This window comes from Pandoraea sp. NE5 (assembly GCF_024363545.1).
Taxonomy (GTDB): Bacteria; Pseudomonadota; Gammaproteobacteria; order Burkholderiales; family Burkholderiaceae; genus Pandoraea; species Pandoraea cepalis.
In genome coordinates, this window is sequence record NZ_AP025517.1 from 3,123,070 (window position 1) to 3,146,301 (window position 23,232).

At 64.6% G+C, this 23,232-nt stretch carries 16 protein-coding genes, 1 tRNA gene and 1 riboswitch; of the genes, 6 read left to right on the plus strand and 11 right to left on the minus strand.

Translation table 11 applies throughout. From position 1 onward, the window contains the following. Positions 1 to 290: 290 nt before the first annotated feature. Both PanNE5_RS14300 and PanNE5_RS14305 read right to left on the minus strand, forming a co-directional pair. Positions 291 to 1,862: a hypothetical protein gene (locus PanNE5_RS14300; RefSeq protein ID WP_261938192.1), complete on the minus strand. Its 1,572-nt coding sequence runs from the start codon at positions 1,860 to 1,862 to the stop codon at positions 291 to 293. Between the two features lie 285 nt (positions 1,863 to 2,147). Beyond that, on the minus strand, positions 2,148 to 3,224 hold the full coding sequence (locus PanNE5_RS14305; RefSeq protein WP_261938193.1) for a hypothetical protein: 1,077 nt from the start codon (positions 3,222 to 3,224) through the stop codon (positions 2,148 to 2,150). A gap of 340 nt (positions 3,225 to 3,564) precedes the next feature. On the opposite strand from PanNE5_RS14305, the gene PanNE5_RS14310 reads away from it, so the two are divergent. Further along, positions 3,565 to 4,194, plus strand: coding sequence for a DUF1415 domain-containing protein (locus tag PanNE5_RS14310; RefSeq protein ID WP_017234214.1), 630 nt, complete (start codon positions 3,565 to 3,567; stop codon positions 4,192 to 4,194). A 192-nt stretch (positions 4,195 to 4,386) separates the two neighbouring features. On the opposite strand, the gene PanNE5_RS14315 is transcribed toward PanNE5_RS14310, so the two are convergent. The 3 genes from PanNE5_RS14315 to PanNE5_RS14325 all read right to left on the minus strand — a co-directional run bounded on the left by PanNE5_RS14315 (position 4,387) and on the right by PanNE5_RS14325 (position 7,123). Further along, positions 4,387 to 4,462: transfer RNA gene (locus tag PanNE5_RS14315), tRNA-Thr, on the minus strand. 203 nt (positions 4,463 to 4,665) lie between these two features. Beyond that, entirely contained in the window at positions 4,666 to 5,688 is a 1,023-nt protein-coding gene (locus tag PanNE5_RS14320; RefSeq protein WP_261938194.1) for a class 1 fructose-bisphosphatase, read from the minus strand. A 151-nt stretch (positions 5,689 to 5,839) separates the two neighbouring features. Further along, the gene (locus tag PanNE5_RS14325) at positions 5,840 to 7,123 is read right to left on the minus strand and encodes an aspartate carbamoyltransferase (RefSeq protein ID WP_026131998.1); all 1,284 of its coding nucleotides are present in this window, start codon (positions 7,121 to 7,123) and stop codon (positions 5,840 to 5,842) included. Positions 7,124 to 7,257: 134 nt separating this feature from the next. On the opposite strand from PanNE5_RS14325, the gene PanNE5_RS14330 reads away from it, so the two are divergent. The 3 genes from PanNE5_RS14330 to PanNE5_RS14340 all read left to right on the plus strand — a co-directional run bounded on the left by PanNE5_RS14330 (position 7,258) and on the right by PanNE5_RS14340 (position 10,760). After that, positions 7,258 to 8,178, plus strand: coding sequence for a LysR substrate-binding domain-containing protein (locus PanNE5_RS14330; RefSeq protein ID WP_026131997.1), 921 nt, complete (start codon positions 7,258 to 7,260; stop codon positions 8,176 to 8,178). A 512-nt stretch (positions 8,179 to 8,690) separates the two neighbouring features. Beyond that, the gene (locus tag PanNE5_RS14335) at positions 8,691 to 10,109 is read left to right on the plus strand and encodes an MFS transporter (protein WP_261938195.1); all 1,419 of its coding nucleotides are present in this window, start codon (positions 8,691 to 8,693) and stop codon (positions 10,107 to 10,109) included. A gap of 57 nt (positions 10,110 to 10,166) precedes the next feature. Continuing rightward, on the plus strand, positions 10,167 to 10,760 hold the full coding sequence (locus PanNE5_RS14340; RefSeq protein WP_017234209.1) for a class I SAM-dependent methyltransferase: 594 nt from the start codon (positions 10,167 to 10,169) through the stop codon (positions 10,758 to 10,760). 34 nt (positions 10,761 to 10,794) lie between these two features. On the opposite strand, the gene PanNE5_RS14345 is transcribed toward PanNE5_RS14340, so the two are convergent. Then, the gene (locus PanNE5_RS14345; RefSeq protein WP_261938196.1) at positions 10,795 to 11,718 is read right to left on the minus strand and encodes a LysR family transcriptional regulator; all 924 of its coding nucleotides are present in this window, start codon (positions 11,716 to 11,718) and stop codon (positions 10,795 to 10,797) included. A 135-nt stretch (positions 11,719 to 11,853) separates the two neighbouring features. Between PanNE5_RS14345 and metE the strand changes: the two genes are divergently transcribed. Continuing rightward, positions 11,854 to 14,160, plus strand: a complete 2,307-nt coding sequence (gene metE, locus PanNE5_RS14350) for a 5-methyltetrahydropteroyltriglutamate--homocysteine S-methyltransferase (RefSeq protein ID WP_261938197.1) — start codon at positions 11,854 to 11,856, stop codon at positions 14,158 to 14,160. Between the two features lie 105 nt (positions 14,161 to 14,265). Here the strand turns inward: metE and pepN are convergent, their stop codons facing one another. After that, on the minus strand, positions 14,266 to 16,977 hold the full coding sequence (pepN, locus tag PanNE5_RS14355; RefSeq protein ID WP_261938198.1) for an aminopeptidase N: 2,712 nt from the start codon (positions 16,975 to 16,977) through the stop codon (positions 14,266 to 14,268). A gap of 200 nt (positions 16,978 to 17,177) precedes the next feature. On the opposite strand from pepN, the gene PanNE5_RS14360 reads away from it, so the two are divergent. Continuing rightward, positions 17,178 to 17,786 carry a DUF4136 domain-containing protein gene (locus PanNE5_RS14360; protein WP_017234205.1) on the plus strand — a complete coding sequence of 203 codons (609 nt, stop codon included), beginning with the start codon at positions 17,178 to 17,180 and terminating at the stop codon, positions 17,784 to 17,786. Between the two features lie 170 nt (positions 17,787 to 17,956). On the opposite strand, the gene PanNE5_RS14365 is transcribed toward PanNE5_RS14360, so the two are convergent. The 4 genes from PanNE5_RS14365 to PanNE5_RS14380 form a co-directional block, all read right to left on the minus strand. Next, positions 17,957 to 18,514: a TMEM165/GDT1 family protein gene (locus PanNE5_RS14365; protein ID WP_130027900.1), complete on the minus strand. Its 558-nt coding sequence runs from the start codon at positions 18,512 to 18,514 to the stop codon at positions 17,957 to 17,959. A 17-nt stretch (positions 18,515 to 18,531) separates the two neighbouring features. Then, positions 18,532 to 18,715: riboswitch (yybP-ykoY riboswitch) on the minus strand. A gap of 343 nt (positions 18,716 to 19,058) precedes the next feature. Continuing rightward, positions 19,059 to 20,396: a guanine deaminase gene (gene guaD, locus PanNE5_RS14370; RefSeq protein WP_017234203.1), complete on the minus strand. Its 1,338-nt coding sequence runs from the start codon at positions 20,394 to 20,396 to the stop codon at positions 19,059 to 19,061. Between the two features lie 19 nt (positions 20,397 to 20,415). Then, a complete protein-coding gene (locus PanNE5_RS14375) occupies positions 20,416 to 21,840 on the minus strand; it encodes an NCS2 family permease (RefSeq protein ID WP_017234202.1) in 1,425 nt (474 codons plus the stop codon). Between the two features lie 276 nt (positions 21,841 to 22,116). After that, positions 22,117 to 23,157 (minus strand): adenosine deaminase, encoded by a 1,041-nt coding sequence (locus PanNE5_RS14380; RefSeq protein ID WP_261938199.1) that lies wholly within the window; start codon positions 23,155 to 23,157, stop codon positions 22,117 to 22,119. Positions 23,158 to 23,232: the final 75 nt, after the last annotated feature.

Here is a 23,232-nt window from a genome sequence, read left to right on the forward strand (position 1 = left end):
AACTCCTGAGTTTGTAAGATGCAATTCATATGCATCTTTTTTGTCGCACTTGTGGGTATTCCATCAGCACCGCCGGATCTCATTGTGCGGAAGATTCTCGGTGCGGCATTCGGTCGCCGGTGTCCCAGGGCTCACAACACGACCATCTCTTTAGGGACCCGGCGAGCGCATTATAAGATGCAAATTAAATGCATGTTATGGGGATGCGGCGTAATGTCGCATCGTCGCGACGGGCTGTCGCGCGATCGACACGGCCGAAGCGCCCGATCCGCCGCATGTTGGGGCGCGCGCTATTGCCGTTGGGCGACCTTCTGTCGCGCGCTGTTGCGCGTCTCGGAGACGAACGCGAAGCTGGCCCGCACGAACCGGGTGCGCTCGGTGCTCAGGAACGAGAGTGCCGTATTTCCGCATCGATTGGGCCGGGTGGGATCGCCACCATACCGCAACGCTGTGCTCAGCATGTAGTCGGCCAGGATGGCGCTCTCACGCGTGCGGGTCGCGCCCGCCAGGGCGTGAATGAGCGTATTGCCGTCCGGCCCGCAGGCGTTGGCGTTCGGGTGGAGTGCGAGCAGCACTTCGGCGGCGCCGCAGTATCCCTGTCGGGCCAGCCACAGGACCGGGGGCGTGCCGTCGGTATGTCGTTGCCCGATGTCGACGCCGTCGCGCTGGAGCGACATCCCCAACTGGAAGATCGATTCGTGCGGCAGCAAGGGGTCGTGCCCCTGCGCGATGAGTCGATGCGCCTCGGCGGCCACGGCAATGACGAAGGGCGGTACATGACGGTTGGCGTTCTGGGCACCCGGCGCCGTGGAGGCCGACACGCCACGCCTTGCCCGCTCGCGAGCTTGCGCAATCATCGTCTGATTGAGCCGCAGGTACTGCGCAAGGCCGTCGCGAAGCAGTGCGCACGGCGTCGTGCCTTCCCGGTTGGGTTCGGCGGGATCGTGGCCGAATCGCAAGGCGAGGTTGAGCAGGAAAAAGGCGGAGACGGCGTGTTGCCGGAGGTGCGTCACGGCCGCGAGATAGTGCATGAGCGTATTGCCGTTGCGGTCGGGATGACTACCGCCCGCGCCGAGCGAAAGCAGGGCCTCTGCCGCGGCGCAATAGCCGTTCAGCGCGAGCAGCATGGCAGGGGGGGATCCGGTGCGGGAGCGCTGCGACAGATCGGCGCCATGTGACTGGAACATCGCGCCAAGTTGCTGATACGACACATGCGGGACGAGCAAATCGTGGCCCTCCGCATAGAGACGTTGGGCCTGGGCCGCCAGGGCGGTGGCCACGAGCGGCACACCGTTGACGGTGCGTTGATTGACGTCGGCGCCGTAGTTCAGCAGTGACGGCAACCATTCGGGCGCGACCTGGCTGCACACATGCGAGAGCGGGAGATGGACATCGCCCGCGACTTCGGACGCCGCGACGTCGTTGGTCGTGTCACGGCCGCAGGCGACGAGCACCCGGAGCGCCGCGGCGAGCGTCCCTGTCAGCTCGGCGGGGGCGTTCAGGATCGAATCGACAAACACGCTGAGGTAGCCCGATGGCGACGCGGCAAAACGGAGCCAGAGCCGCAGTCCTTCGTCGCTCAACAGCAAGGCGGCGTCCTCGGGGCGTAACCGATCCCGTCGGGTCCGGTCGATGAAGATGCCGGCGTCGTCGAGTTTGGCCAGAGTGCGGTCCTGCGCTGCCGTGCAGAACAGCGTGGCCATCGAAAAGGCCAATTCCTCGGGGCGGGACGCGCCGGAAATCAGGCAACTGTCGCGTAGCTCCCGGCCTGGCGTCGTGTTCAGGTTCATCAGTATTTCCCATGCCTGCTGCGGCGAGCATTGGCCGTCTTGTTTGGCGGTCAGCAGGCGATCGAGCGTCATGTCGGACAGGGCCGAGGACGCGGTGGCGACTGAACCGTTGGGGCCGATGTCTGAGGGCTTGGGCTGTGCTGCGGGACTCGGGCAAGCGGCGCCGCTACAAGCGGACGGTGTGGCCAGTGGCGACTGAGGCATCGAGAATAGGAGTACAAAGCAATATGGGGATGCGCAAGTCGAGGCAAGCGCGATGCGGCAAGCCGCCGTCGCGCGACGTCATGTCGCATGGCGATGGCCGCCACGCGAGGGCGTGCGCGCCGGAGGACGGCGGAACTCGGGCCGGTGCGCGAACTAGATCAGTGCGCGAATCCGTCGACGCGCCGTGGTTCTGACGGTGTCGAGGTGCTGATCGCCGATCTGCGGGGCGGCGGGCAACGGTTCGGGGATCCACGAGCGCGGCGTTTGTCCTGCATGGTTGGCTCGGGTCATGTCGCCGCCGTAGCCGGACGCGACGACGAGGGCGTGTCGCGCGAGGCACGCGCAGTCGATCTTTACCGGGTCGTCCTGCAGGCGAACGATGTACGCGAGATGGTGCATCAGCGTGTTGCCGTTCCGGTCGGGGGCGTTCGGATCGGCGCCGGCGGCGAGCAGGGCTTCGGCGGCGCCGCAGAGCCCGTGGAGCGTGAGCAGGGCCGGCCCGGGCATACCATCGCGATTCGATTGTGCGAGATCCGCGCCTTGGCGCCTGAGCAGTTGTGCGAGTTGGTGCAGCGAGTCGTGCGGATCAAGGGGATCGTGATCGGCGGTGTACAGGCGAAGCGCTTGCGCGCGCATGGCGACCACCGTCAGCGGCATGCCTTGGTCGTTCATCTGCTCGGGGCACGCACCGAGTTGGAGCAGGCGGCGCAGCCATTGTGGGGCGGTCTGGCTGCACAAATGCGCGAGGGGATTGCGAGGGGCCGTGGCGGTCGGGTTCGCGGGCGTGGCGTCGGTCTTGTCGCGCCCGACCGCCACCAGCACGCGAAGGATCTTGTCGATGCGCGCGCGGCTTTTGGTGGTGGCTTCGCCGAAGACGTCGGAGCCGTCGAACACGCTCAGATAGCAGGTCGGCGACGCGGCGTATTGCAGCCAGAGTTTCAGGCCTTCGTCGCTTCGCAGCAGGGCGGCGTCGTCGGCGCGAAGTTGCCGGGCGCGGGCCGGTACGAGGAAGATGCCCACGTCAATCAAACGATCCAGCGTGCGCTCCTCCTCGGGCGTGTTGAGCAGGGTTGCCATTTGGAGGAACAATGGTCCGTTGGGGGAGGCGCTCTCGCAAGCGAGTCGTAGTTCGCGACCCGCATCGGCTTGGGGATCGACTATCGCACGCCAGATATCCTGTGTGCGATAGTCGCGCGACCGGCTTGCCGCGAGCAGTTGACTGAGTGTCATGCTCGCCAATGACGCTGTGTCGCGATGGTGGATACGCCGCACGGCCCCATTTTCGGCGGAGGGCGGAGCAGGCGAGAGAATTTCGGGCGTGCTGGCGGCGGGAGACGGGATGGACGACGGACCGGGCATAGTCGTTGGACGCGTGGCGGTGGGAAAACCGCATGGTGGCGCAGATGCCGTCGGGCCGTTTTGGCATTCGTGCCCCTGAATTATCGATGCTGAGCATGCTGGCGGACATGCGTGTTGGACGCGGTGGGAATTACAATGCGGTATTCATGATGAATCGCCAAGTGCCCGTATGACGCAGAAGACCTTTCCCGTCCCTGACACCACACCCCCCATGGCGCAAGCGCAAGCGCAAGACCATGAGGCTGTGATCGCGGCGACGCGTCATTGGCTCACGCGTGCGGTGATCGGGCTGAACCTTTGCCCGTTTGCGAAGGCGGTGCACGTGAAGGAGCAGATTCGCTACGTCGTGAGCGCCGCGCGCGACATGGAAGGGACGTTGCTCGATCTCGAACGCGAGTTGCAGTGGTTGGCGCAAGCCGATCCACAAGCCGTGGACACGACGCTGCTGATCATGCCGGGTGCGCTGCTCGATTTTCACGAGTACAACGACGCGCTGTTCTTCGCGCAGCGCATGCTCAAGTCGTTGCATCTCGAGGGCGAACTACAGATCGCGAGTTTTCATCCGGACTATCAATTCGAAGGTACCGCGCCGGACGACGTGGAAAACTACACGAACCGCGCGCCGTATCCGATATGGCATTTGCTGCGCGAGTCGAGCATCGATCGCGCAGTCGAAGCGTTCCCCGAGGCCGAGATGATCTTCGAGCGCAACGAAGCGCTCATGCGGCAGATGGGCGTGGCGGGCTATCACGCGTGGATGGCGCAGGCGGCGGAAGATGAAGATGGGGCGAATGATAATGCGGTCGATGGCGCGGCCGACGGCAGCCAAGCGAAGCGCTGAACCGCGAGGCGATCGCTCGCGCCCCGGTCGTGGTGTGGTGTGGCGGGAGGCCTCGTTATGCCCCTAAAAATGCCCTCGGATGGGGCGAGAATAGGGGGGCATGGCGTCCCAATTGCGAGAAAACAAAAAACCCGCAAAGCTAATGCTTATGCGGGTTTTGAGGACTTCGTCGTACCCAACGATTTAAGTCGCTGGTGCCGGAGAGAGGAATCGAACCCCCGACCTTCTCATTACGAATGAGCTGCTCTACCGACTGAGCTACTCCGGCGCTGCGAAGAAGTGAGATAATAGCAGACTTTGCCCGTTTGTCACTACCTTTTCCAAAGATTTTTTACTGTCTTTGCGTGAGTCACGCGTAAATCTTTGAAATCTCGGACATTCAGCGCTTTCGTCGTCGCGAAGCATTTTTCCCAATCACGGGCTCGCGTCATGCGGCCTTCGCAACGACGATCCATCCGCCTTGATTCCGCTTCATTCGCCCTGTTTCGCACCCGCTTCCAGGTGATAGCCCGTCACGCGCTCGACTTCATGCTTCGAGCCGAGGAACACCGCCACGCGCTCATGCAACTTTTGCGGTTGAATTTCCAGAATGCGCTGCACGCCGTTCGTCGCCGCGCCACCCGCCTGTTCGACCAGGAAGCTCATCGGGTTCGCTTCATACATGATGCGCAGCTTGCCGGGCTTGTCCGGATCGCGCTTGTCGGCCGGGTACATGAACACACCGCCGCGCGTGAGAATGCGATGCACGTCGGCCACCATCGAGGCGATCCAGCGCATGTTGAAGTCCTTGCCGCGCACGCCTTCCTTGCCTTGCAGCAGCTCGTTGATGTAACGCTGCACCGGCGCATGCCAATGACGCTCGTTCGACATGTTGATCGCGAACTCCTTGGTGTCCTCCGGAATGCGCATGCCTTCCTGCGTGAGCACCCACGACCCCATCTCGCGATCGAGCGTGAAGCAGTTCACGCCGTGACCCGTTGTCAGCACCAGTACCGTTTGCGGGCCATACACCGCGTAACCGGCCGCGACCTGTTGCGTGCCCGGTTGCAGGAAGTCCTTCTCGGTCGGATCCGTCACGCCGTCCGGACAACGCAGCACCGAGAAAATCGTGCCGATCGACACGTTCACGTCGATATTTGACGAGCCGTCGAGCGGATCGAACATCAACAGATACTCGCCCTGCGGATAACGGTTCGGAATATGGAAGACGTCTTCCATCTCTTCCGATGCCATCGCCGCCAGATGACCGCCCCATTCGTTCGCTTCGAGCATGATTTCGTTGGAGATCACGTCGAGCTTCTTCTGCACTTCACCCTGGACGTTTTCGCTGCCGGCGCTGCCCAGCACGCCGCCAAGCGCGCCCTTGGACACGGCATGGCTGATCGACTTGCACGCGCGCGCGACCACTTCGATCAGCAGGCGCAGCTCAGCAGGAATATTGTCGAACTCCCGCTGCTGTTCGATGAGATATTGGGTAAGGGTCTTGCGCCGCATGTGGGCCTCCGGAAAAGCAAAAAAGCGTACCGATTCGAGATGGACGCAATTTTACTCGTAAAGACACACTGCCCCCGCGAAAAATCCTTGGGGGCAGTGCAATTTCAGGTGTGTCTGAGGTCGGTTTCGGTGTTTTCCGAGCGACGACCGATCAGTCGAGGCCGTCGAACAGGGCGTCGTCCGGGCCGATGTGCGAAGGCGCGCGCCACGCGGCGTCGCGCATGCTGTGCTGCACCTGCTTGTCCACGCCGAGCAGGATCGCGAAGATCGCCATGCGCACCGGAATGCCGTTGTCGGTCTGACGGAAGATCGCCAGGCGCGGGTCGTGATTCAGGTCCGTCGACAGATCGTTGGCGCCGGGCCGGCTGTCACGCGGCAGCGGGTGCATGATGATCGTGCGGGCGTCGCAGTACTGATTGATCAGCGCTTCGTTGATCTGGAAGTCCGGCGTATAGCCCTCGATGGCCTCATCGGCGAAGCGTTCCTTCTGGATGCGCGTGGCGTACACCACATCCGCACCGTTCAGATCGGCGAGCGAGTGGCTCTGCACGATCACGTGACCATTTTGCGAGATCTGATCGAGGATGTACGTCGGCATTTCCAGCGACGGCGGCGAGATCAACGTAAACTTCAGGCCGCGGTACAGGGCGAGCAGCTTGATGAGCGAGTGCACCGTGCGGCCGTAGCGCAGGTCGCCGACCATCGCGACATGCGCGCCGTCGACCAGCTTGCCCAGACGCGAAAATTCCCGGCCGATCGTGTACAGGTCGAGAATCGCCTGGCTCGGGTGTTCGCCCGGGCCGTCGCCGCCGTTGATCACGGGAATGTTCGTGGCGCGCGCAAACTCGGCGACCGAACCCTTTTCCGGGTGACGTACGACGAGCGCGTCGACATATCCGCTCATCACGCGACTCGTGTCGTAAATCGACTCGCCCTTGGCCATCGACGAGAACGTGAAGCCGGTCGTGTCGCACACCGAGCCGCCCAGGCGACAAAAGGCTGCGCCAAAGCTTACGCGGGTACGCGTGCTGGCTTCAAAGAACAGATTGCCGAGCACCGCGCCTTCGAGCACGCGCGAAATCTTTTGCCGGCGTGCAATCGGTTGCATGATATCGGCAACGTGGAACAGGGCTTCGAGCGAATCGCGCGAGAACTGGTCGACCGAGATCAGATGCGGCTTGCCGTCGAGGCCCATGCGTTCACGCAGCGGTTTGTGTGCGCTTTGCGTAGATTCCGAGGACGGAGCTTCGCGACCGAGGATTTCACCGACGAATTTCTCCACGATGCTCGGCATCGTGCGATATTCGCTCGAGTCCTCCGGCAGCAGCCAGGTGTCGAGGGCGCGCCGGCGAACGCCGATGCGCTCGGCGAAGCTGTCGCGGGTCATGTTCAGGCGGCGCATCGCGTCGCGCAGGAAAGTCTGCTGTGCACTCATGGTCGGGTCGGCAGGGAGGTGTACGCGATGCGTATAATAGGCGTCGATTCGTTGTTTGTCCAGCAAAAGACGTGCCCCGCGCGGGGCCGCGCCAGCCGGGCGTTTCCGGCATTTCCGGCGTATGCCGTACGGGTATGGAAAACCTTCTCCGCAAGCTAGACCTTACATCGTTGCGCCTTTTCGTGGCCGTGTGCCAGGAGCGGAGCATGGCGCGTGCCGCCGAGCGCGAATTCATTGCGCCGTCGGCGATCAGCCGGCGCATTGCCGACATCGAGGCGATCGTCGGCCTCCCGCTCATCCAGCGTCATCAGCGCGGTATTACCGTCACGCCGGTGGGCGAGACGGTGCGCCGCTATGCCGAACACATTCTCGGCACCATCGAATCGCTGGGGGCGGAGTTGTCGCAGTTCCACGAAGGTGCGCGCGGCAGTGTGCGCATCGCGGCGAACCTGTCGGCCATCGTGCAGTTCCTGCCGGAAGATCTGGCCGCGTTCGGCCGAGTGTTTTCCGCCGTGGACGTCGAGCTCGACGAACAGCACAGCAACGAAGTGCTCCAGCGCGTGGCCGAGCGGGCCGTGGACGTCGGAATCTGCAACGCCGTCGAAGGCATCGAGGCGTTCACGATGGTGCCGTACCGCCGCGACCGCCTCGCCGTGATTCTGCCCGCTGGACATCCGCTGGCCGCGCGTGCGGGCGAGATCCCGTTCTCGGCCTGTGCCGGCGAGACGCTGGTGGGCCTTCAAGGCAACAGCGCACTCACGCAGTTGCTGCGCCAGCAGGCGAGCGCAGCAGGGGCGCCGTTGCGGATCAAGATTCGCGTGTCCAGTCTCGACGCGTTGTGCCGCATGGCGCATGCGGGCCTGGGCATTGCCATCGCACCCGAGCAGGTCGGTCAACTCTACGTGGGCAAGCTCGATGTGGTTGTGCGCCCGCTGACCGACGAGTGGGCGCATCGCCAGCTCTGGCTCGTGTTCCCCTCGCGCGAGCAGTTGAGTGCGACAGCATCCGCCGTGGTGAATTTCCTCGCACAAGGGCAGGCGGGATCCGGGCTGTAACGGGAACTCGCGACGCGCGAAGGCCTTTCATCGGCTCGTCGGCGGCACGCCGGCGGCCCGAGGCGCCCCCGCAACGGGTCACGCCGACGCACCGAACCGGCGATCCGCCGCGCGCGCCTCACTTCGCAAACGGTCACGCCGGCCTTGCCAAGACGGCACGGCAGGGCGCAAACCGCGCCGCTATGCTGTCTTCGGGAGCACGGTCCGGCTGCGACGTTCGTTTCGGTGGCTGCATTCGGTTCCTGTCCGACGTTCCGGTCATCGTGCGCGGTGCGCGGACTTGATGAATATCGCCATTTTTCGTAGTACGTGGCAAAGCTGACAGGTGCGGTGTCATTCGTGGCACAATTTCGCCCCCTTGCCTGTCGATTCATGGTGTATCCGATGCGCCGGTCACGGCTCGTCAGGCGATTGCCTGCCAGCCGGTCGGCCGGGACGCGTCGGACAATGATCTGTTCGGCCATGACCGAGCGGGCCCGGAGACGATTTCCATGCTATCCCCCGACGCTTCAATGCCTTCCATGCCTCGCGCCGCTCAAGCCCCCGCTGCGGCAACCCGCCTGAGCGCCGGCGAGATCTCCGCCCGCCTCGACCGTTTGCCTCCGACGCGCACCGTCTGGAAACTGGTGGTGTTGCTCAGCCTGGGCTTCTTCTTCGAACTCTACGACCTACTGTACACGGGCTATGTGGCGCCCGGGCTGGTGAAAAGCGGCATCCTGACGCCCACGACATCGGGGTTGTTCGGGATGACGGGCGTGGCGAGCTTCATCGCGGCGCTGTTCACCGGTCTGTTCATCGGCACCATCGCCTGCGGCTTTCTCGCGGATCGGTACGGCCGTCGCGCCGTCTTCACGGGCTCGCTGCTCTGGTACACGGTGGCCAACGTCATCATGGCGCTTCAGGACACCGCCACGGGTTTGAACTTCTGGCGCTTCGTGGTGGGGCTTGGCATCGGCGTGGAGCTGGTGACGATCGGCACCTATATTGCCGAACTCGTACCCAAGCAGATTCGCGGTCGGGCGTTCGCGTGCGAACAGGCGGTCGGTTTCACCGCCGTGCCGGTCGTTGCGCTGCTCGCCTACTGGCTCGTGCCGCGCGAGTTCCTCGGCCTGGAGGGCTGGCGCTGGGTGGTGCTCATCGGCGCCCATGGTGCGGTGTTCGTCTGGTGGATTCGCCGCGCGCTGCCGGAGAGCCCGCGCTGGCTGGCGCAGAAGGGGCGCCTCGACGAGGCGGACCGCGTCTTGTCAGAACTCGAAGCGAAGGTCGCCCGCGAATACGGCAAACCGCTGCCGCCCCCGGGCGAGCCGGAGCGGGTCGTGCCGAAGGGCGCGTTTCGCGACATGTGGGTGCCGCCGTATCGCAAGCGCGCGATCATGATGATTCTGTTCAACATCTTCCAGACGGTCGGCTTCTACGGCTTCGCCAACTGGGTGCCGACGCTGCTCATCAAGCAGGGGATTACCGTGACGACGAGTCTGGCATACGCCAGCGTGATCGCGCTGGCCGCCCCCGTGGGTCCGCTGATCGGGCTGTGGATGGCAGACAAGGTCGAGCGCAAGCACGCCATCGTGTGGACGGCCGGCATCGGTATCGTGTGTGGGATCGCGTTCTCGCAGGTGACGTCGTCGTTTCTGCTCGTGGCAATGGGGATCGGCCTGACGCTCGCGAACAACATCATGTCTTACAGCTATCACGCGTATCAGACCGAACTGTTCCCCACGGGGATCCGGGCGCGCGCCGTCGGCTTCGTCTATTCGTGGAGCCGCTTCTCTGCGATCTTCACGGCGTTCCTGATCGCCGCCGCGCTGCGCCATTTCGGGGTGACCGGGGTGTTCGTGTTCATCTCCTGCGCGATGCTGATCGTCATGCTCGCCATTGGCCTGATGGGCCCGCGCACGCGTGACATCGCGCTGGAGAAAATCTCGCAGTAAGGCATAGTGCCACGCGCTGACGCGGTCATTCCCCGCTGGCTTCCGGAGTCGCCGATCATGACGGATCTGCAAACAGAAGCGGCCTACGAGGCCAACGCCGTTCGTTACAACGAGGACTGGTGCAACCAGCCGCCGCCGGACGACATGTACGCACTGCTGGTGCGCCATTTCGTCCCCGGTGGACGCACGATCGATGTGGGCTGCGGCAACGGACGCGATGCCGCCTGGCTCGCGCAGCAAGGGTTCGACGTGGTCGGCTACGACAGTTCGCCCGCGCTCGTCGAACTGGCGCGTCAATCGTTTCCGTCGGTGACGTTTCACCTCGGGCACCTCCCGGGACTGGAGGGCGTGACGGCGCAGTTCGATAACGTGGTGTGCGAGACGGTGCTGATGCATCTGCCCGCGAATGATGTGCCGCAGGCGGCCGCCCGGCTCTGGGCGCTCGTGCGTCCGGGGGGCGTGCTTTACGTTTCATGGCGTGTCACCGAGGGTGACGATCTTCGCCATGCGGACGGACGGCTCTACAGCGCCTTCTCGCCCGACGTGGTGCGCGCTGCCCTTCACGGCGGCGTTGTCTTGCACGAAGAAGACGTCACCAGCGCGAGTTCCGGTAAGCGAGTGTGCCGTCTGGTCGTACGTCGCCCGGCATGACACCGCGGATGGCTATCGGCCGCGCGACGCCGCGTCAGAGCAATTCGATTTCCGGAAGCGTGAGCAGGCTCGTCTCGCGCATGAGCGAGACGAATTCGCCGATATAGGGACGCGCGGTGATCGCTGGCAACGTTGCGGCCCAGAGTTCCGCGGTGAGCCCTTGTGGTGTGATCGGGCGCGCGCTCACATAGCGGCGCTCGAGATAGCCCGACACGGCCCACAGCGGCAGGGCAGCCAGCCCGCGCCGGCTGGCGACCAGTTGCAGAATCGCCACCGTCAACTCGGTGGTACGGCGCGTCGGTTCGATCCCTGCGGGACGCAGCACCTGACGCACGATATCGAGCATGTCGTCGGGCACGGGATAGGTGATGAGCGTTTCGTCACGGAAGTCCGCGGCGTCGAGATACGGTTTGCCGGCGAGCGGATGGTCGTTCGCCATGAGCGCCATTATCTGGAAGCGGAACAGCGGGTGGAAATCGACCGCCTCGCCTTCTTCACGTTCGGAAATGATCGCCAGATCGGCGCGGTCCTGATGCAACAGCCCGATGGGGTCGGCATGAAAGCCCGACACGATATCGAGTTCGACTTCCGGCCAGCGTTGCCGGAAGGCATCCATCGCGGGCATCAGCCAATCGAAACACGTGTGGCACTCGACCGCGATGCGCAGCGTGCCCTGGGTGCCCTGCGCAAGCCGCGTGAGGTCGCGACCCGCTTCGTCGACGGCCGGTACGACTTCTTCCGCCAACGCCAGCAGCCGCTTGCCCGCGGGGGTGAACACCAGCGGCGACGACTTGCGCACGAACAGCGGCAAGCCATAGAAATCCTCCAATGCCTTGATCTGATGCGAGAGCGCCGACTGCGTCAGGTGCAGCCACAGCGCCGCACGCGAAACGCTGCCCGTATCGCGCAGCGCGAGCAACGTCTGCAGATGGCGAAGTTCGATGGGAGTGCGTTGCATGAATAAAATTAATAATAAATGGCAAAAACTTTCGTTTGAATAATACACGGATGGCCGGGATACTGCCAGCCTGGGCGGGCATTGCCCGCAGACGACGACTTCGCAACATCGCACGCTTCCCGGAAGGACACCCCCATGGCTCAGACCCACGTACTCGGATTGCCGCGCATCGGCGCACACCGTGAACTCAAATTCGCCGTCGAGGCGTTCTGGCGCGGCGAGATGAGCGCCACCGCGTTGCAAGAGATCGGACGGCAGATTCGCGCGGCCAACCGGCGCGCGCAGCGCGAGGCGGGGCTCGACTGGATCACCGTCGGCGACTTCCATTGGTACGACCACGTGCTCTCGACGCTGGCGCTCGTCGGCGGGCTGCCGGCGCGCTTTGGCTGGGCGCCCGCAGCGCTCAGCCTCGACGACTACTTCGTCGCTGCGCGGGGCGATGCTGGCCAAAGCGCGATGGAAATGACCAAGTGGTTCGATACGAATTACCACTATCTCGTGCCGGAATACTCGCCGCAGACGCGTTTCGGCGAGGGCACCGAGTGGCTGTTCGACGACGTGGCGGAAGCGCTGGCCGAGGGCGGAAGCGTCAAGCCGGTGTTGCTCGGCCCGCTTTCGCTGCTGTACCTGGGCAAAGAGAAGAACGGCCTGGCCGACCGTCTCTCGTTGCTGCCCGACCTGCTCACGCAATATGAGCGGGTGCTGGCGCGCCTGAAGACGCAAGGCGTGACGTGGGTGCAGATCGACGAGCCGATTCTGGCGCTCGACCTGCCCGAGCCTTGGCGCGACGCCTTCACGCCTGTGTATCACCGTCTCGCGCCCGTCGCCCCATCACTGCTGCTCGCCACGTACTTTGGCGATGTCAGCGAGCACGCGGCGCTGCTGGCGGCGTTGCCCGTGGCCGGGGTGCATCTCGACGGCGTGCGTGCACCGAAGCAACTCGACACATTCGCCGCGCAGTGGCCGCAACAGAAGGTGCTGTCTGTGGGAGTGGTCGATAGTCGAAACGTCTGGCGCTGCGATCTGGCGAAGGCGAGGGCGTTGCTCGTGCCGTTGGCGGATGCGCTCGGGGACCGGCTGTGGGTGGCGTCGAGCGGCTCGCTGATGCACTGCCCGGTCGACCTGGTGAGCGAAGGGCGTCTGGACAAGGAAGTGCGCACTTGGCTCGCCTTTGCCGTGCAGAAGCTTGCTGAAGTGGCGTTGCTGCGCCGCTCGCTGGACGCTGCGGCGTTCGCGAGCGCCGACGTAAGCGCCGCCTTCGTCGCCGATGCCACCGCGCAGGCCGCGCGCCGAACGTCGCCGCGCATTCACAACAGCGTGGTGCAAAAGCGTCTGGCGTTGCTCACCGACGCGCACGCGCGCCGTGCGTCCGACTACCCAGCGCGTGCCAGCGCGCAGCGCGCGTGGCTCAAGCTGCCCGTACTGCCGACGACGACCATCGGATCGTTCCCGCAGACGCCGGCGATTCGTCGGGCGCGAGCCGACTTCAAGCGACGCGCGCTGTCGCATCTCGATTACCTGGAGACGATGCGTGCGCAGATTCGTCTGGCCGTCGAGAAGCAGGAAGCGTATGGACTCGACGTGCTCGTGCATGGCGAGGCCGAACGCAACGACATGGTCGAGTACTTCGGCGATCTGCTGTGGGGCTTCGTGATCACCGAGCAAGGCTGGGTGCAGAGCTACGGTTCGCGCTGCGTGAAGCCGCCGGTGATTTACGGCGACGTGTACCTGCCCGAGCCGATGACCGTCACATGGAGCGCTTATGCGCAGCAACTGACGGACAAGCCGGTCAAGGGCATGCTGACCGGCCCGGTGACGATGCTGCAATGGTCGTTCGTGCGCGACGATCAGCCGCGCGAACTCACGGCGTTGCAGATTGCGCTGGCGCTGCGCGAGGAAGTGGCTGCGCTGGAGAAGGCGGGCGTGCGGGTGATTCAGATCGACGAACCTGCGCTGCGTGAGGGGCTGCCGTTGCGCGAGGGCGATTGGCCGTCGTATCTGGCGTGGGCGGTGCGCGCGTTCCGCGTGTGTTCATCGGGCGTGGCCGACGACACGCAGATCCATACGCATATGTGCTATTCGGAGTTCCACGACATTCTGCCGTCGATTGTGGCGCTCGATGCCGACGTGATCTCCATCGAGACCACGCGCTCCGACATGGAACTGCTTGGCGCCTTCGAGGCCTTCGCGTATCCGAACGAGATCGGCCCGGGCGTGTACGACATTCACTCGCCGCGCGTGCCGTCGCAGGCGGAGATGGAGCATCTGATCGAGGCGGCGCTCACACGCATTCCGGCCGAGCGTCTGTGGGTCAACCCGGATTGCGGGTTGAAGACGCGCGACTGGGCGCAGGTCGATCGCGCGTTGACGAATATGGTTGCCGCCGCGAATGCCGTGCGCAAGCGTCTGTCGGCGGGGCAGCGGCAGGTGTTGGCTGCCTGACGTTGCGGTCGTCTCCGGCGTGGGGCATTCAAGACAAAACGCCGCTGATGCACGGGCGCATCGGCGGCGTTTCTTGCGTTGCGGGGCCGGTCAGCCCAGGTCAGCTCAGGCGAGCGATTTTTCGACGATCTCGCGCACATCCTTCGACAGTGCCGCGTGCTGCGAGACTTGCTGCAACGCCTCACACATGCGCTCGCGCAGGGCGGGCGTGTATTTGCGCCAGCGGTCGAGCACGCGAGCCAGCCGGGCGGCCACCTGCGGGTTCAGCGCGTCGAGCGCGAGGACCTGTTCGGCCCAGAATCGATAACCGGAACCGTCGGCCGCATGGAACTGCGCGGGATTGCCGCTGCAGAAGCTGAAAATCAGCGAGCGCGCGCGGTTGGGGTTCTTCAGCGTAAAAGCCGGATGCCCCATGAGGGCGCGCACCCCGTCGATCACGCAATGGCCGCCGTCGCCGCGTTGCATGGCTTGCAGCGCGAACCACTTGTCGATGGCGAGCGGCTCGTGCTCGAAGCGCTGATAGAAGTCTGCCAGTACCTCGGCGGCATGGAGCGACCCATGTGCCGCGTCGCTCTCGCGCGCGGCGCCGCCGCGTTGTACGAGCGCGGTGAGCGCGGCGAAACGGTCGGTCATGTTGTCGGCCGAGTCGTATTGGGTGCGCGCGGTCTGCGCGATACCCGCATCCGAGAGTTCCATCAGGTACGACAGCGCGAGGTTCTTCAGCGCGCGCTCGCCCGCCGAGGCGGCGTCCGGGCGGTAGGCGCCCGGCACGCGATGGTTGTGATACGCGGCGAGCCACTCGGTATGCAGCGATGCGGCCAGACGCTGACGCAGATACTGACGTGCCGCGTGAATGGCCGCCGGGTCGATTTCCGTCATCTGCTCGCCGAGATACGACTCGGCCGGCAGCGTGAGCGCTTGCGCGCGGAAGGCGGGGTCGAGCGTCTCGTCGCGCAGCACCTGGCGGAAGGCTTCGAGCACATAGCTGTCGACGCTCGGCAACTGGCCCATCTGAATCGATTCGACGAGCGCCAGCAACTGACGCGTGGCCAGCCGCTGTCCCGCCTCCCAGCGGTTGAACGGATCGCTGTCGTGCGCCATCAGGAACGCGAGTTCGTCGATGGTGTACTCGTGCTCGACGATCACCGGCGCCGAGAAGCCGCGCAGCAGCGACGGCATCGGGTTGTGCGGCACGTCGACGAACGTGAAGCTCTGGCGCTCCTGCGTGAAGTCGAGCACCTGCGTGGTGGCGGCCGGCGCATCGCCGGGCTCACCGGCCAGACGCAGTGCCATGTCGCGACCGTCGCGATCGAGCAGGCCGACGGCGAACGGGATATGGAACGGCTGCTTGACGAGCTGGCTGTCCTGCAGCTCCACACCGACCTTCGGGCAGCGCTGCGTCAGCGTGAGGGTATAGGTGCGCGCGGCCTCGTCATAGGCGGCTTCGACGCTTACGCGCGGGGTGCCGGCCTGGCTGTACCAGCGGCCAAACTGCGTGAGATCGCGCTGATTGGCATCGGCCATCGCGGCGCGGAACTCGTCGCACGTGACCGCCTGCCCGTCGTGACGCTCGAAGTACAGGTCCATGCCCCGGCGGAAGCCCTCGCGCCCGAGCAGCGTCTGATACATGCGCACGACTTCGGCGCCCTTTTCGTAGACGGTGACCGTGTAGAAGTTGTTGATTTCGACGTAGCTCTCGGGACGCACCGGGTGCGCCATCGGACCGGCGTCTTCCGGGAACTGGGCCTGACGCAGCACGCGCACGTCGTCGATACGCTTGACGGCGCGGCCCGACTCGGAGCCCATCATGTCGGCCGAGAATTCCTGATCGCGGAACACGGTCAGGCCTTCCTTCAGGCTCAACTGGAACCAGTCGCGGCAGGTCACGCGATTGCCGGTCCAGTTGTGGAAGTACTCGTGGCCCACCACGGCTTCGATGTTGCCGAAGTCGTCGTCGGTGGCGGTGGCGGCATCGGCCAGCACATACTTCGTATTGAAGATGTTCAGGCCCTTGTTCTCCATCGCGCCCATGTTGAAGTCGCTCACGGCCACGATCATGAAGCGGTCGAGATCGAGCACGCGGCCGAAGCGCTGCTCGTCCCACCGGATCGAGTTGACCAGCGAATCCATCGCATGTTCGGTCTTCTCCAGATCCTGCGGCTGTACCCAGACCTGGAGCAGCTTCTCGCGGCCGTCGCCGGCGACGAGGTGCTCCTCACGGCACACCAGTTGACCGGCGACCAGCGCGAACAGGTAGCTGGGCTTCTTGAACGGGTCGTCCCAGACGGCGAAATGACGGCCATCGGGCAGGTCGCCCTGGTCGATGAGGTTGCCGTTGGCCAGCAGCACCGGATACGCTTCGCGATCGGCGCGCAGCGTCACGGTGTACGTTGCCATCACATCCGGGCGGTCGAGGAAGTACGTGATCTTGCGAAAGCCCTCGGCTTCGCATTGCGTGAAGAAGTTGCCGCCCGAGACATACAGCCCCATGAGCGACGTGTTCTCCTGGGGGCGACAGCGCGTGACGAGCATGAGGTCGAAGGCCTCGGGGGGCGCGTCGACCGTGAGCGTTTCCTCGCCGGTGCGGTAGCCGGGCCAGGGCTTGCCGTCGAGTTCGAGGCTCACCAGTTGCAGGCCTTGCCCCACCAGTTCAAGCGCGCCGCCCGGACCCGCCGGGTTGCGGTGGACCCGCATGCGGCTGGTGACGGTGGTGACGTCGGGGGCGAGGTCGAAGTCGAGTTGGACGGTGTCGATCAGATACGCCGGGGGCGTATAGTCGGAGCGTTGGATGACACCTGCGAGGTCGGTTCTGAGCATGGACGGTGTTTTGCGGACGGCCAAGGATTTGCAAATTGTAACGGAGTGGCGGCGCCTTGGCGTTCAGGCGAGCGATTTGCTGAATTTTGCTTCGGCGCCGCCGTCAAAGGTTTCGGATGTGCGCGCTGCGCCGTCCTATGTTTAAATCGGCGCGACGGGTGCACGGCGGTGCGCCCGGCCGCTTACTGGAGCAGGCGATCATGGGGAAACGATGGGCCTTGGCGACGTTGGCCGTCGTCAGTGTTTTGCTGGCGGGGTGCGCCAGCACGGTCACGAGCCAGGTGACCGCGTTCGGCGATGCACCGGGCTTCGACGGCCCGCGAACTTACGCGCTCGTGCGCACGCCCGAACAGCAGAACAATCAGGAGCACGCGACTTACGAGCAGTGGCTGCGAACGCGTCTGGCCGGAGACGGCTTCAGCGAGCGAAGCCCGTCGAGCGCGCACTATCTGGTTGGGATGAGCTACGGCATCACCCAACAGATAATGCGTGTGGCTGAGCCCGTCTACGATCCGATGTTTGCGCCCGCCCCGTGGGGGCCTTGGGGGCGTCCGTGGGGCGGTTACGGCTACCCGTTCGGCGCGCCGCCCGCGTACGTCCAGCGGGATTATTCGTATGGGCTGGCGGGTTTGCAGTTGCGCTTCACGGACCGTGCGAGCGGCAAGGAGGTCTACCGAGTGCAGGCCAATACCAGTGACGCAGGCACGTCGCTGGCCTCGGCCATGCCGTACCTGATCGACGCCGCGCTCAGGCAGTTGCCGTTGCCGAGCGGGCGCACGATTAATGTCGAGCAGAAGGTCGGGCGTTAGGTGGGCGTCAGGCCGGCCGAGGGCGGGAAGGGGGTAGGTTGCCAGGGGAGAGACCCGGCAGACGTTGGGCGGTCATCCAGAGGTCACGCCGACGAACGGCATGCGACAGACTTACGCCAAGGCGAGGCGACGTGTCTTCGAGACGCGCGACTCGCCTTGGCGTTTGCGGTTTACTGCATCAACGTGATGATGCCGAGCACTGCGAAGATCACGGCGGCCACGGCGTGTACGGTCTTGGTCGGCAGACGACCGGCGAATTTGTGGCCCACGAGCACGGCCGGCACGTTGGCCAGCATCATGCCGAGCGTGGTGCCGGCCACCACGCCGAAGAAGTCCTGGTAGCGCGCGGCGAGCATTACCGTGGCGATCTGCGTCTTGTCGCCCATCTCGGCGATGAAGAACGTGAAGACGGTCGTCACGAACACGCCGAATTTGCGGCGCGTGGTGGTCTCTTCGTCATCGAGCTTGTCGGGGATGAGAATCCAGATCGCCATGCCGAGGAACGACGCGACGACGGCCCACTTCATGATGGCGGGACTGATGGCCGTGGACAGCCATTCGCCGACGGCGCCGGCAAAGCCATGATTGACGAGGGTGGCGACGAGAATGCCAAGAATGATCGGCACGGGCTTCTTGAAGCGCGCGGCGAGCACGAGGGACAGCAGTTGGGTTTTATCGCCGATTTCAGCGAGCGCGACCACACCGGTCGAGACCAGGAAGGGGGACATCGTATTTTTTATCTCCGCCGGGCCGTGAATACGCGAGCCAATGACCATGCGTCCCGGCCCGGATGGCGGAAGCATCGTCATCGGTCTCGCCAGGCCCGAGGGCTGCGCACGCCATAGCCGGTATCGGCCAAGTCTGTTGACGTACGCCCCTGCAGATGACAATCGTCTCTGACAGGGCGGCTACTCCCCAATGAATCGGAGCGGATTATAGCATTTGCCACGTGACATGGGCATGACGGGGAGGGTTGGCCGCTGGATGGGCACTTGATAAGCACTTGACGGGCGTATGCCGGGAAAGGAAAAAAGGGCAGCCGATCGGCTGCCCAAGGAGATCCCCGGCCGCATGCCCCTTGCGCGCGACCGGTGACCGCGAGGGAATGCGCGTCGTGCCAAGGCGACGGCGCGCGTTCTCTCGCGTAAGTCGTGACGCTCCGTGATGTCTCACAGCGTCTTGCAACGTCTCGCAGCGTCCCAAACGTCCCAAACGTCCCGAATGTCGTGAACAAGCTGAACGACCCGAACGCCCGTGCGGACGCCAGGCGCGTCAGTGCGTCAGTGCGTCCGTGCGGCGATGCACCGGCTGGCCGGCGGCGTAGGTTGTGGCGATGGCACGATCGTCGCCAAGCATGGCGAATGCGAACAGCAGCTCTTCGAGCGATTCGGCCAGTGCCGTGCGACGGGCGAGCAGCGGGGTGGCCTTCGGGTCGAGCACCACGAAGTCGGCCTCTGCGCCCACGGCCAGCGTGCCGATGGTGCCGTGCAGATCCAGCGCGTGCGCGGCGCCTTCGGTGGCCAGGTAGAACATGCGTTCGGCCGAGAGGTGATAGCCCGACAATCGCGCCACCTTGTGGGCCTCGTTCATCGTCTGCAGCATCGAGAAGGTCGAGCCGCCGCCCACGTCGGTCGCGAGCGTCACTGGCATGCGGCTCGCTTCCGCTGCCGCGAAGTCGAACAGACCACTGCCGAGGAACTGATTCGACGTCGGGCAATGCGCGGCGACAGTGCCCGTTTCGAACATGCGGCGACGATCATGCTCGTCGAGCCAGATGCAATGGCCGTACACGGCGCGCTTGCGCAGCAGCTTGTAGTGGTCGTACACGTCGAGGTAGCTGCGATGCCCGGGAAACAGCGAGCGCACCCATTCGACCTCGTCGGTGTTTTCGGCCACGTGGCTCTGGATGAATACGTCTGGATACTGCGTGGCGAGTTCGCCGCAAACGCCCAACTGGGCTTCGGTCGATGTCGGCGCGAAGCGCGGCGTGAGCGCGTAGAGCTGGCGTCCCTGGTTGTGCCAGCGCTGAATCAGCGCCTCGCTGTCGCGCGCGCCGCTCTCGGCCGTGTCGCGCAGGAATTCGGGGCAGTTGCGATCCATCATCACCTTGCCGGCGATCATGCGCAGATTGCGCGCGTCGCTGGCCGTGAAGAACGCATCGACCGAGCCGGGGTGCACCGTGCAGTACACGAGCGCGCTCGTGGTGCCGACACGCAGAAGTTCATCCAGGAAGAACTGGGCGACGTCGGCCGCGTAAGCCGGATTCTCGAAACGGCGTTCGGTCGGGAACGTGTACTTCTCGAGCCACGGCAGCAGCCCCGGCGCGGGCGACGCGATCATGTCCGTCTGCGGATAGTGGATGTGCGTGTCGATGAAGCCGGGCGTGACGACCTTGTCGCGCAGATCGTCGATCGGCGTGCCGTCGGGCAGCGTAGGGGCCACCTTCGCGTAGTCGCCCACGGCGGTGATGCGCCCATTCTCGAAGGCGACGAGGCCGTCGGTATGGTGCACGGTGCCTGGCGAGCCGTCGAGGTAGGCGCGCGACGGATCGTGCGTGAAGTAGACCAGTTGCGCGCGCACAGCGCGCAGGGCTTGGTGTGTCGTGGACATGTACAGGGTCCTTGCGTCGTTACATTTGCGTGAGCAGCAGCACTGCCAGCGCGGCGACGATCCACATCGCCGGCTTGATCTCCTTCACGCGTCCCGTGAACAGCTTGAGTACGACGAACGCGAGGAAGCTATAGGCAATACCGTCGGTGATCGAGTACGAAATCGGAATCATCACGACTGCGATGAAGCTCGGAATCGCTTCGTCCATGCGGTGCCATTCGATGCGCGCCACGGACTCCATCATAAACACCCCGACCAGGATCAGCGCCGGCGCCGTCGCGATGGCGGGCACCAGCGAGAGCATCGGGGAAACGAACAGGAACGGCAGAAACAGCAGGGCGCATACGACGGCGGTCAGCCCGGTGCGTCCGCCCTGGGCAATGCCGGCGGCCGATTCGATGTAGGCGTTGGCCGGGCTCGTGCCGAGCGGGCCGGAGATCAGCACCGAGAACGAATCGACGATCATGGCCTGACGCATATTGCGCGGATTGCCATCGCGATCCTTCATGTTGCCGGCCTCGGCAATGCTCATGAAGGTCGAGAGCGTATCAAAGAACGCGGTGAAGAGCATTACGAAGATGAACGGCAGGTACGCGACCTTGAGCGCACCCAGCAGATCGAGCTGGCCGATACCCGAGAAATCGGGCGCGGCGAAGAAACCGTGGAAGTTCACTAACGTGGCCGTGGCGATTTCCTTGGGGAAATACGCGCTGCCGTCGCCCCACAGACGTCCGACCGGAATGGCCATGAGCGTGGTCGCGATGATGCCGATCATCAGCGCACCGTTCACGCGGCGCGCGACGAGCACGGTCGTGAGCGCCAGCCCGATCAGGAACGTGACGGTCGGCGGCGACAAGTGGGCCAGCCGCACGACGGTTACCGGGTCGCCGACCACGAGCCGGGCGTTGACGAGGCCGATCACGGTGATGAACAGGCCGATGCCGCACGAGATCGCATAGCGCAGGTTCGCCGGAATCGCCTCGACCACGAAGCGTCGCACATTGAGCGCGGCGAGCAGCGCGAAGAGGATGCCCGACCAGAACACGCAGCCGAGTGCGGTCTGCCACGGCATGCCGACGCCGTGCACCATCGTGAACGCGAACAGCGCGTTCAGCCCCATGCCCGGCGCGACCAGCACCGGATTGCGCGCGTAGAGCCCCATCGCGCAGCTGCCGAAGAAGCTGATGAGCACCGTAGCGGTCAGGGCCGCCGGGAACGCCATGCCGGTCTTCGACAGAATGGCCGGGTTGACGACGATGATGTACATCGCGGCAAGGAACGTCGTGATACCCGCGATCACTTCCGTACGGAACGTCGATCCGAGTGCGGTGATGCCGAAATATCGGTCGAGGGTCGAGACAGGTTGCGCGCCCGCCACGCGCGCGCTGTCGTGGGCCGCTTCGGGCGCGGCACTGCCCGCAGGAGGGCTGAGCGATGAGTCCATGGGGTGTTGTCTCCGATGTTCTAAGGTGTCGTGCTCGCATGACGCCGCGGGTGTGGGGGCACCGCGTGACGCCTATCTGGGCACGCTCGAAAAATAGCATCGGGCCCCGGCGAAAATATTCCCCTTGCGGCATGTTCCACATCATCGCGAGATGATGTGGCGATGCATCGGGGCGCGGTGTGCGTTGCGCGGGCATAAAAAACGCCCGAAGGGCCTTCGGGCGTTGTGAGATTCGATGCGGTTCGGGGTGGCCGATCGACAAGGCTCGGCTAACGCTTACCCCGCCTGCGCGGCGCGAAAACGCGCTAATTCGTCCACCAGGCGTCGTTTTTCGCCGTCGTCGATGAACGAGGCTTCGATACTATTCCTTGCCAACGTGTAAGCGTCGTCGAGCGTCATGTCCAGCGCGTCGAACGTGGCGAGGAAGTTCTCATTCAGGTAGCCGCCGAAGTAAGCCGGGTCATCCGAGTTGATCGTGACGGCCAGTCCGCGCTTGAGCAACGCGTGCAGCGTGTGCTGACCCATATGGTCGAACACCTTGAGGCGGATGTTCGACAGCGGGCACACTGTCAGCGCGATCCTTTCCCGGGCCAGGCGCTCGAGCAGCGCCTCGTCTTCAATGGCGCGAACACCGTGGTCCACACGCTCAACGTGCAGCACGTCCAGCGCCTCGTGAATGTACGCGGGCGGCCCTTCTTCCCCGGCATGCGCCACGAGGTGCAGCCCCAACTCGCGGCACCGCGCGAACACGCGTGCGAATTTGGCGGGCGGGTGGCCTTGCTCGGACGAATCGAGGCCTACGCCGACGAGCCGGTGCCCGTGGCTGTTGAAATACGGCAGTGCTGTTTCCAGCGTTTGCAGGGCGTCTGCTTCGGGCAGATGACGCAGGAAGCAGAGGATCAGGCGGCTTGTGATGCCGTGCTGCGTCTCGGCTTCGGCCAGTGCGCGTTCGATGCCGTGGATCACCGTCGCCATCGATACGCCGCGCGCGGTGTGCGTCTGCGGATCGAAAAAGATTTCCGTATGGCGGATATTGTCGGCGGCCGCGCGCGCAAGGTAGGCGCGGGTCATGTCGTAGAAATCGTCTTCGGTGAGCAAGACGCTCGCGCCCGCGTAGTAGATGTCCAGGAACGACTGGAGATCGGTGAAGGCGTAGGCGTCGCGCAGGGCCTCTACGCTCGGGTAGGGCAGCGTGACGTGGTTGCGCTCGGCGAGCCGGAAGATCAGTTCGGGCTCCAGCGTGCCCTCGATATGCACGTGCAGCTCCGCCTTGGGCATGGCGCAAAGGGTCTTGGCGAGTTCGGGCGTGAGTGGCATGACTAGGTCTTGATGAGGGGGATGGGCGGGATTTTACCGTCGCCCGCGAAAGTCGGTCACCCGGTGTCCCGGGCG

Excerpts from the sequence above, each read along its gene's own strand:
- PanNE5_RS14300 (WP_261938192.1), bottom strand. The coding sequence starts at position 1,862 with ATGACGCTCGATCGCCTGCTGACCGCCAAACAAGACGGCCAATGCTCG.
- PanNE5_RS14305 (WP_261938193.1), bottom strand. The coding sequence starts at position 3,224 with ATGACACTCAGTCAACTGCTCGCGGCAAGCCGGTCGCGCGACTATCGC.
- PanNE5_RS14310 (WP_017234214.1), top strand. The coding sequence starts at position 3,565 with ATGGCGCAAGCGCAAGCGCAAGACCATGAGGCTGTGATCGCGGCGACG.
- PanNE5_RS14320 (WP_261938194.1), bottom strand. The coding sequence starts at position 5,688 with ATGCGGCGCAAGACCCTTACCCAATATCTCATCGAACAGCAGCGGGAG.
- PanNE5_RS14325 (WP_026131998.1), bottom strand. The coding sequence starts at position 7,123 with ATGAGTGCACAGCAGACTTTCCTGCGCGACGCGATGCGCCGCCTGAAC.
- PanNE5_RS14330 (WP_026131997.1), top strand. The coding sequence starts at position 7,258 with ATGGAAAACCTTCTCCGCAAGCTAGACCTTACATCGTTGCGCCTTTTC.
- PanNE5_RS14335 (WP_261938195.1), top strand. The coding sequence starts at position 8,691 with ATGCCTTCCATGCCTCGCGCCGCTCAAGCCCCCGCTGCGGCAACCCGC.
- PanNE5_RS14340 (WP_017234209.1), top strand. The coding sequence starts at position 10,167 with ATGACGGATCTGCAAACAGAAGCGGCCTACGAGGCCAACGCCGTTCGT.
- PanNE5_RS14345 (WP_261938196.1), bottom strand. The coding sequence starts at position 11,718 with ATGCAACGCACTCCCATCGAACTTCGCCATCTGCAGACGTTGCTCGCG.
- metE (WP_261938197.1), top strand. The coding sequence starts at position 11,854 with ATGGCTCAGACCCACGTACTCGGATTGCCGCGCATCGGCGCACACCGT.
- pepN (WP_261938198.1), bottom strand. The coding sequence starts at position 16,977 with ATGCTCAGAACCGACCTCGCAGGTGTCATCCAACGCTCCGACTATACG.
- PanNE5_RS14360 (WP_017234205.1), top strand. The coding sequence starts at position 17,178 with ATGGGGAAACGATGGGCCTTGGCGACGTTGGCCGTCGTCAGTGTTTTG.
- PanNE5_RS14365 (WP_130027900.1), bottom strand. The coding sequence starts at position 18,514 with ATGTCCCCCTTCCTGGTCTCGACCGGTGTGGTCGCGCTCGCTGAAATC.
- guaD (WP_017234203.1), bottom strand. The coding sequence starts at position 20,396 with ATGTCCACGACACACCAAGCCCTGCGCGCTGTGCGCGCGCAACTGGTC.
- PanNE5_RS14375 (WP_017234202.1), bottom strand. The coding sequence starts at position 21,840 with ATGGACTCATCGCTCAGCCCTCCTGCGGGCAGTGCCGCGCCCGAAGCG.
- PanNE5_RS14380 (WP_261938199.1), bottom strand. The coding sequence starts at position 23,157 with ATGCCACTCACGCCCGAACTCGCCAAGACCCTTTGCGCCATGCCCAAG.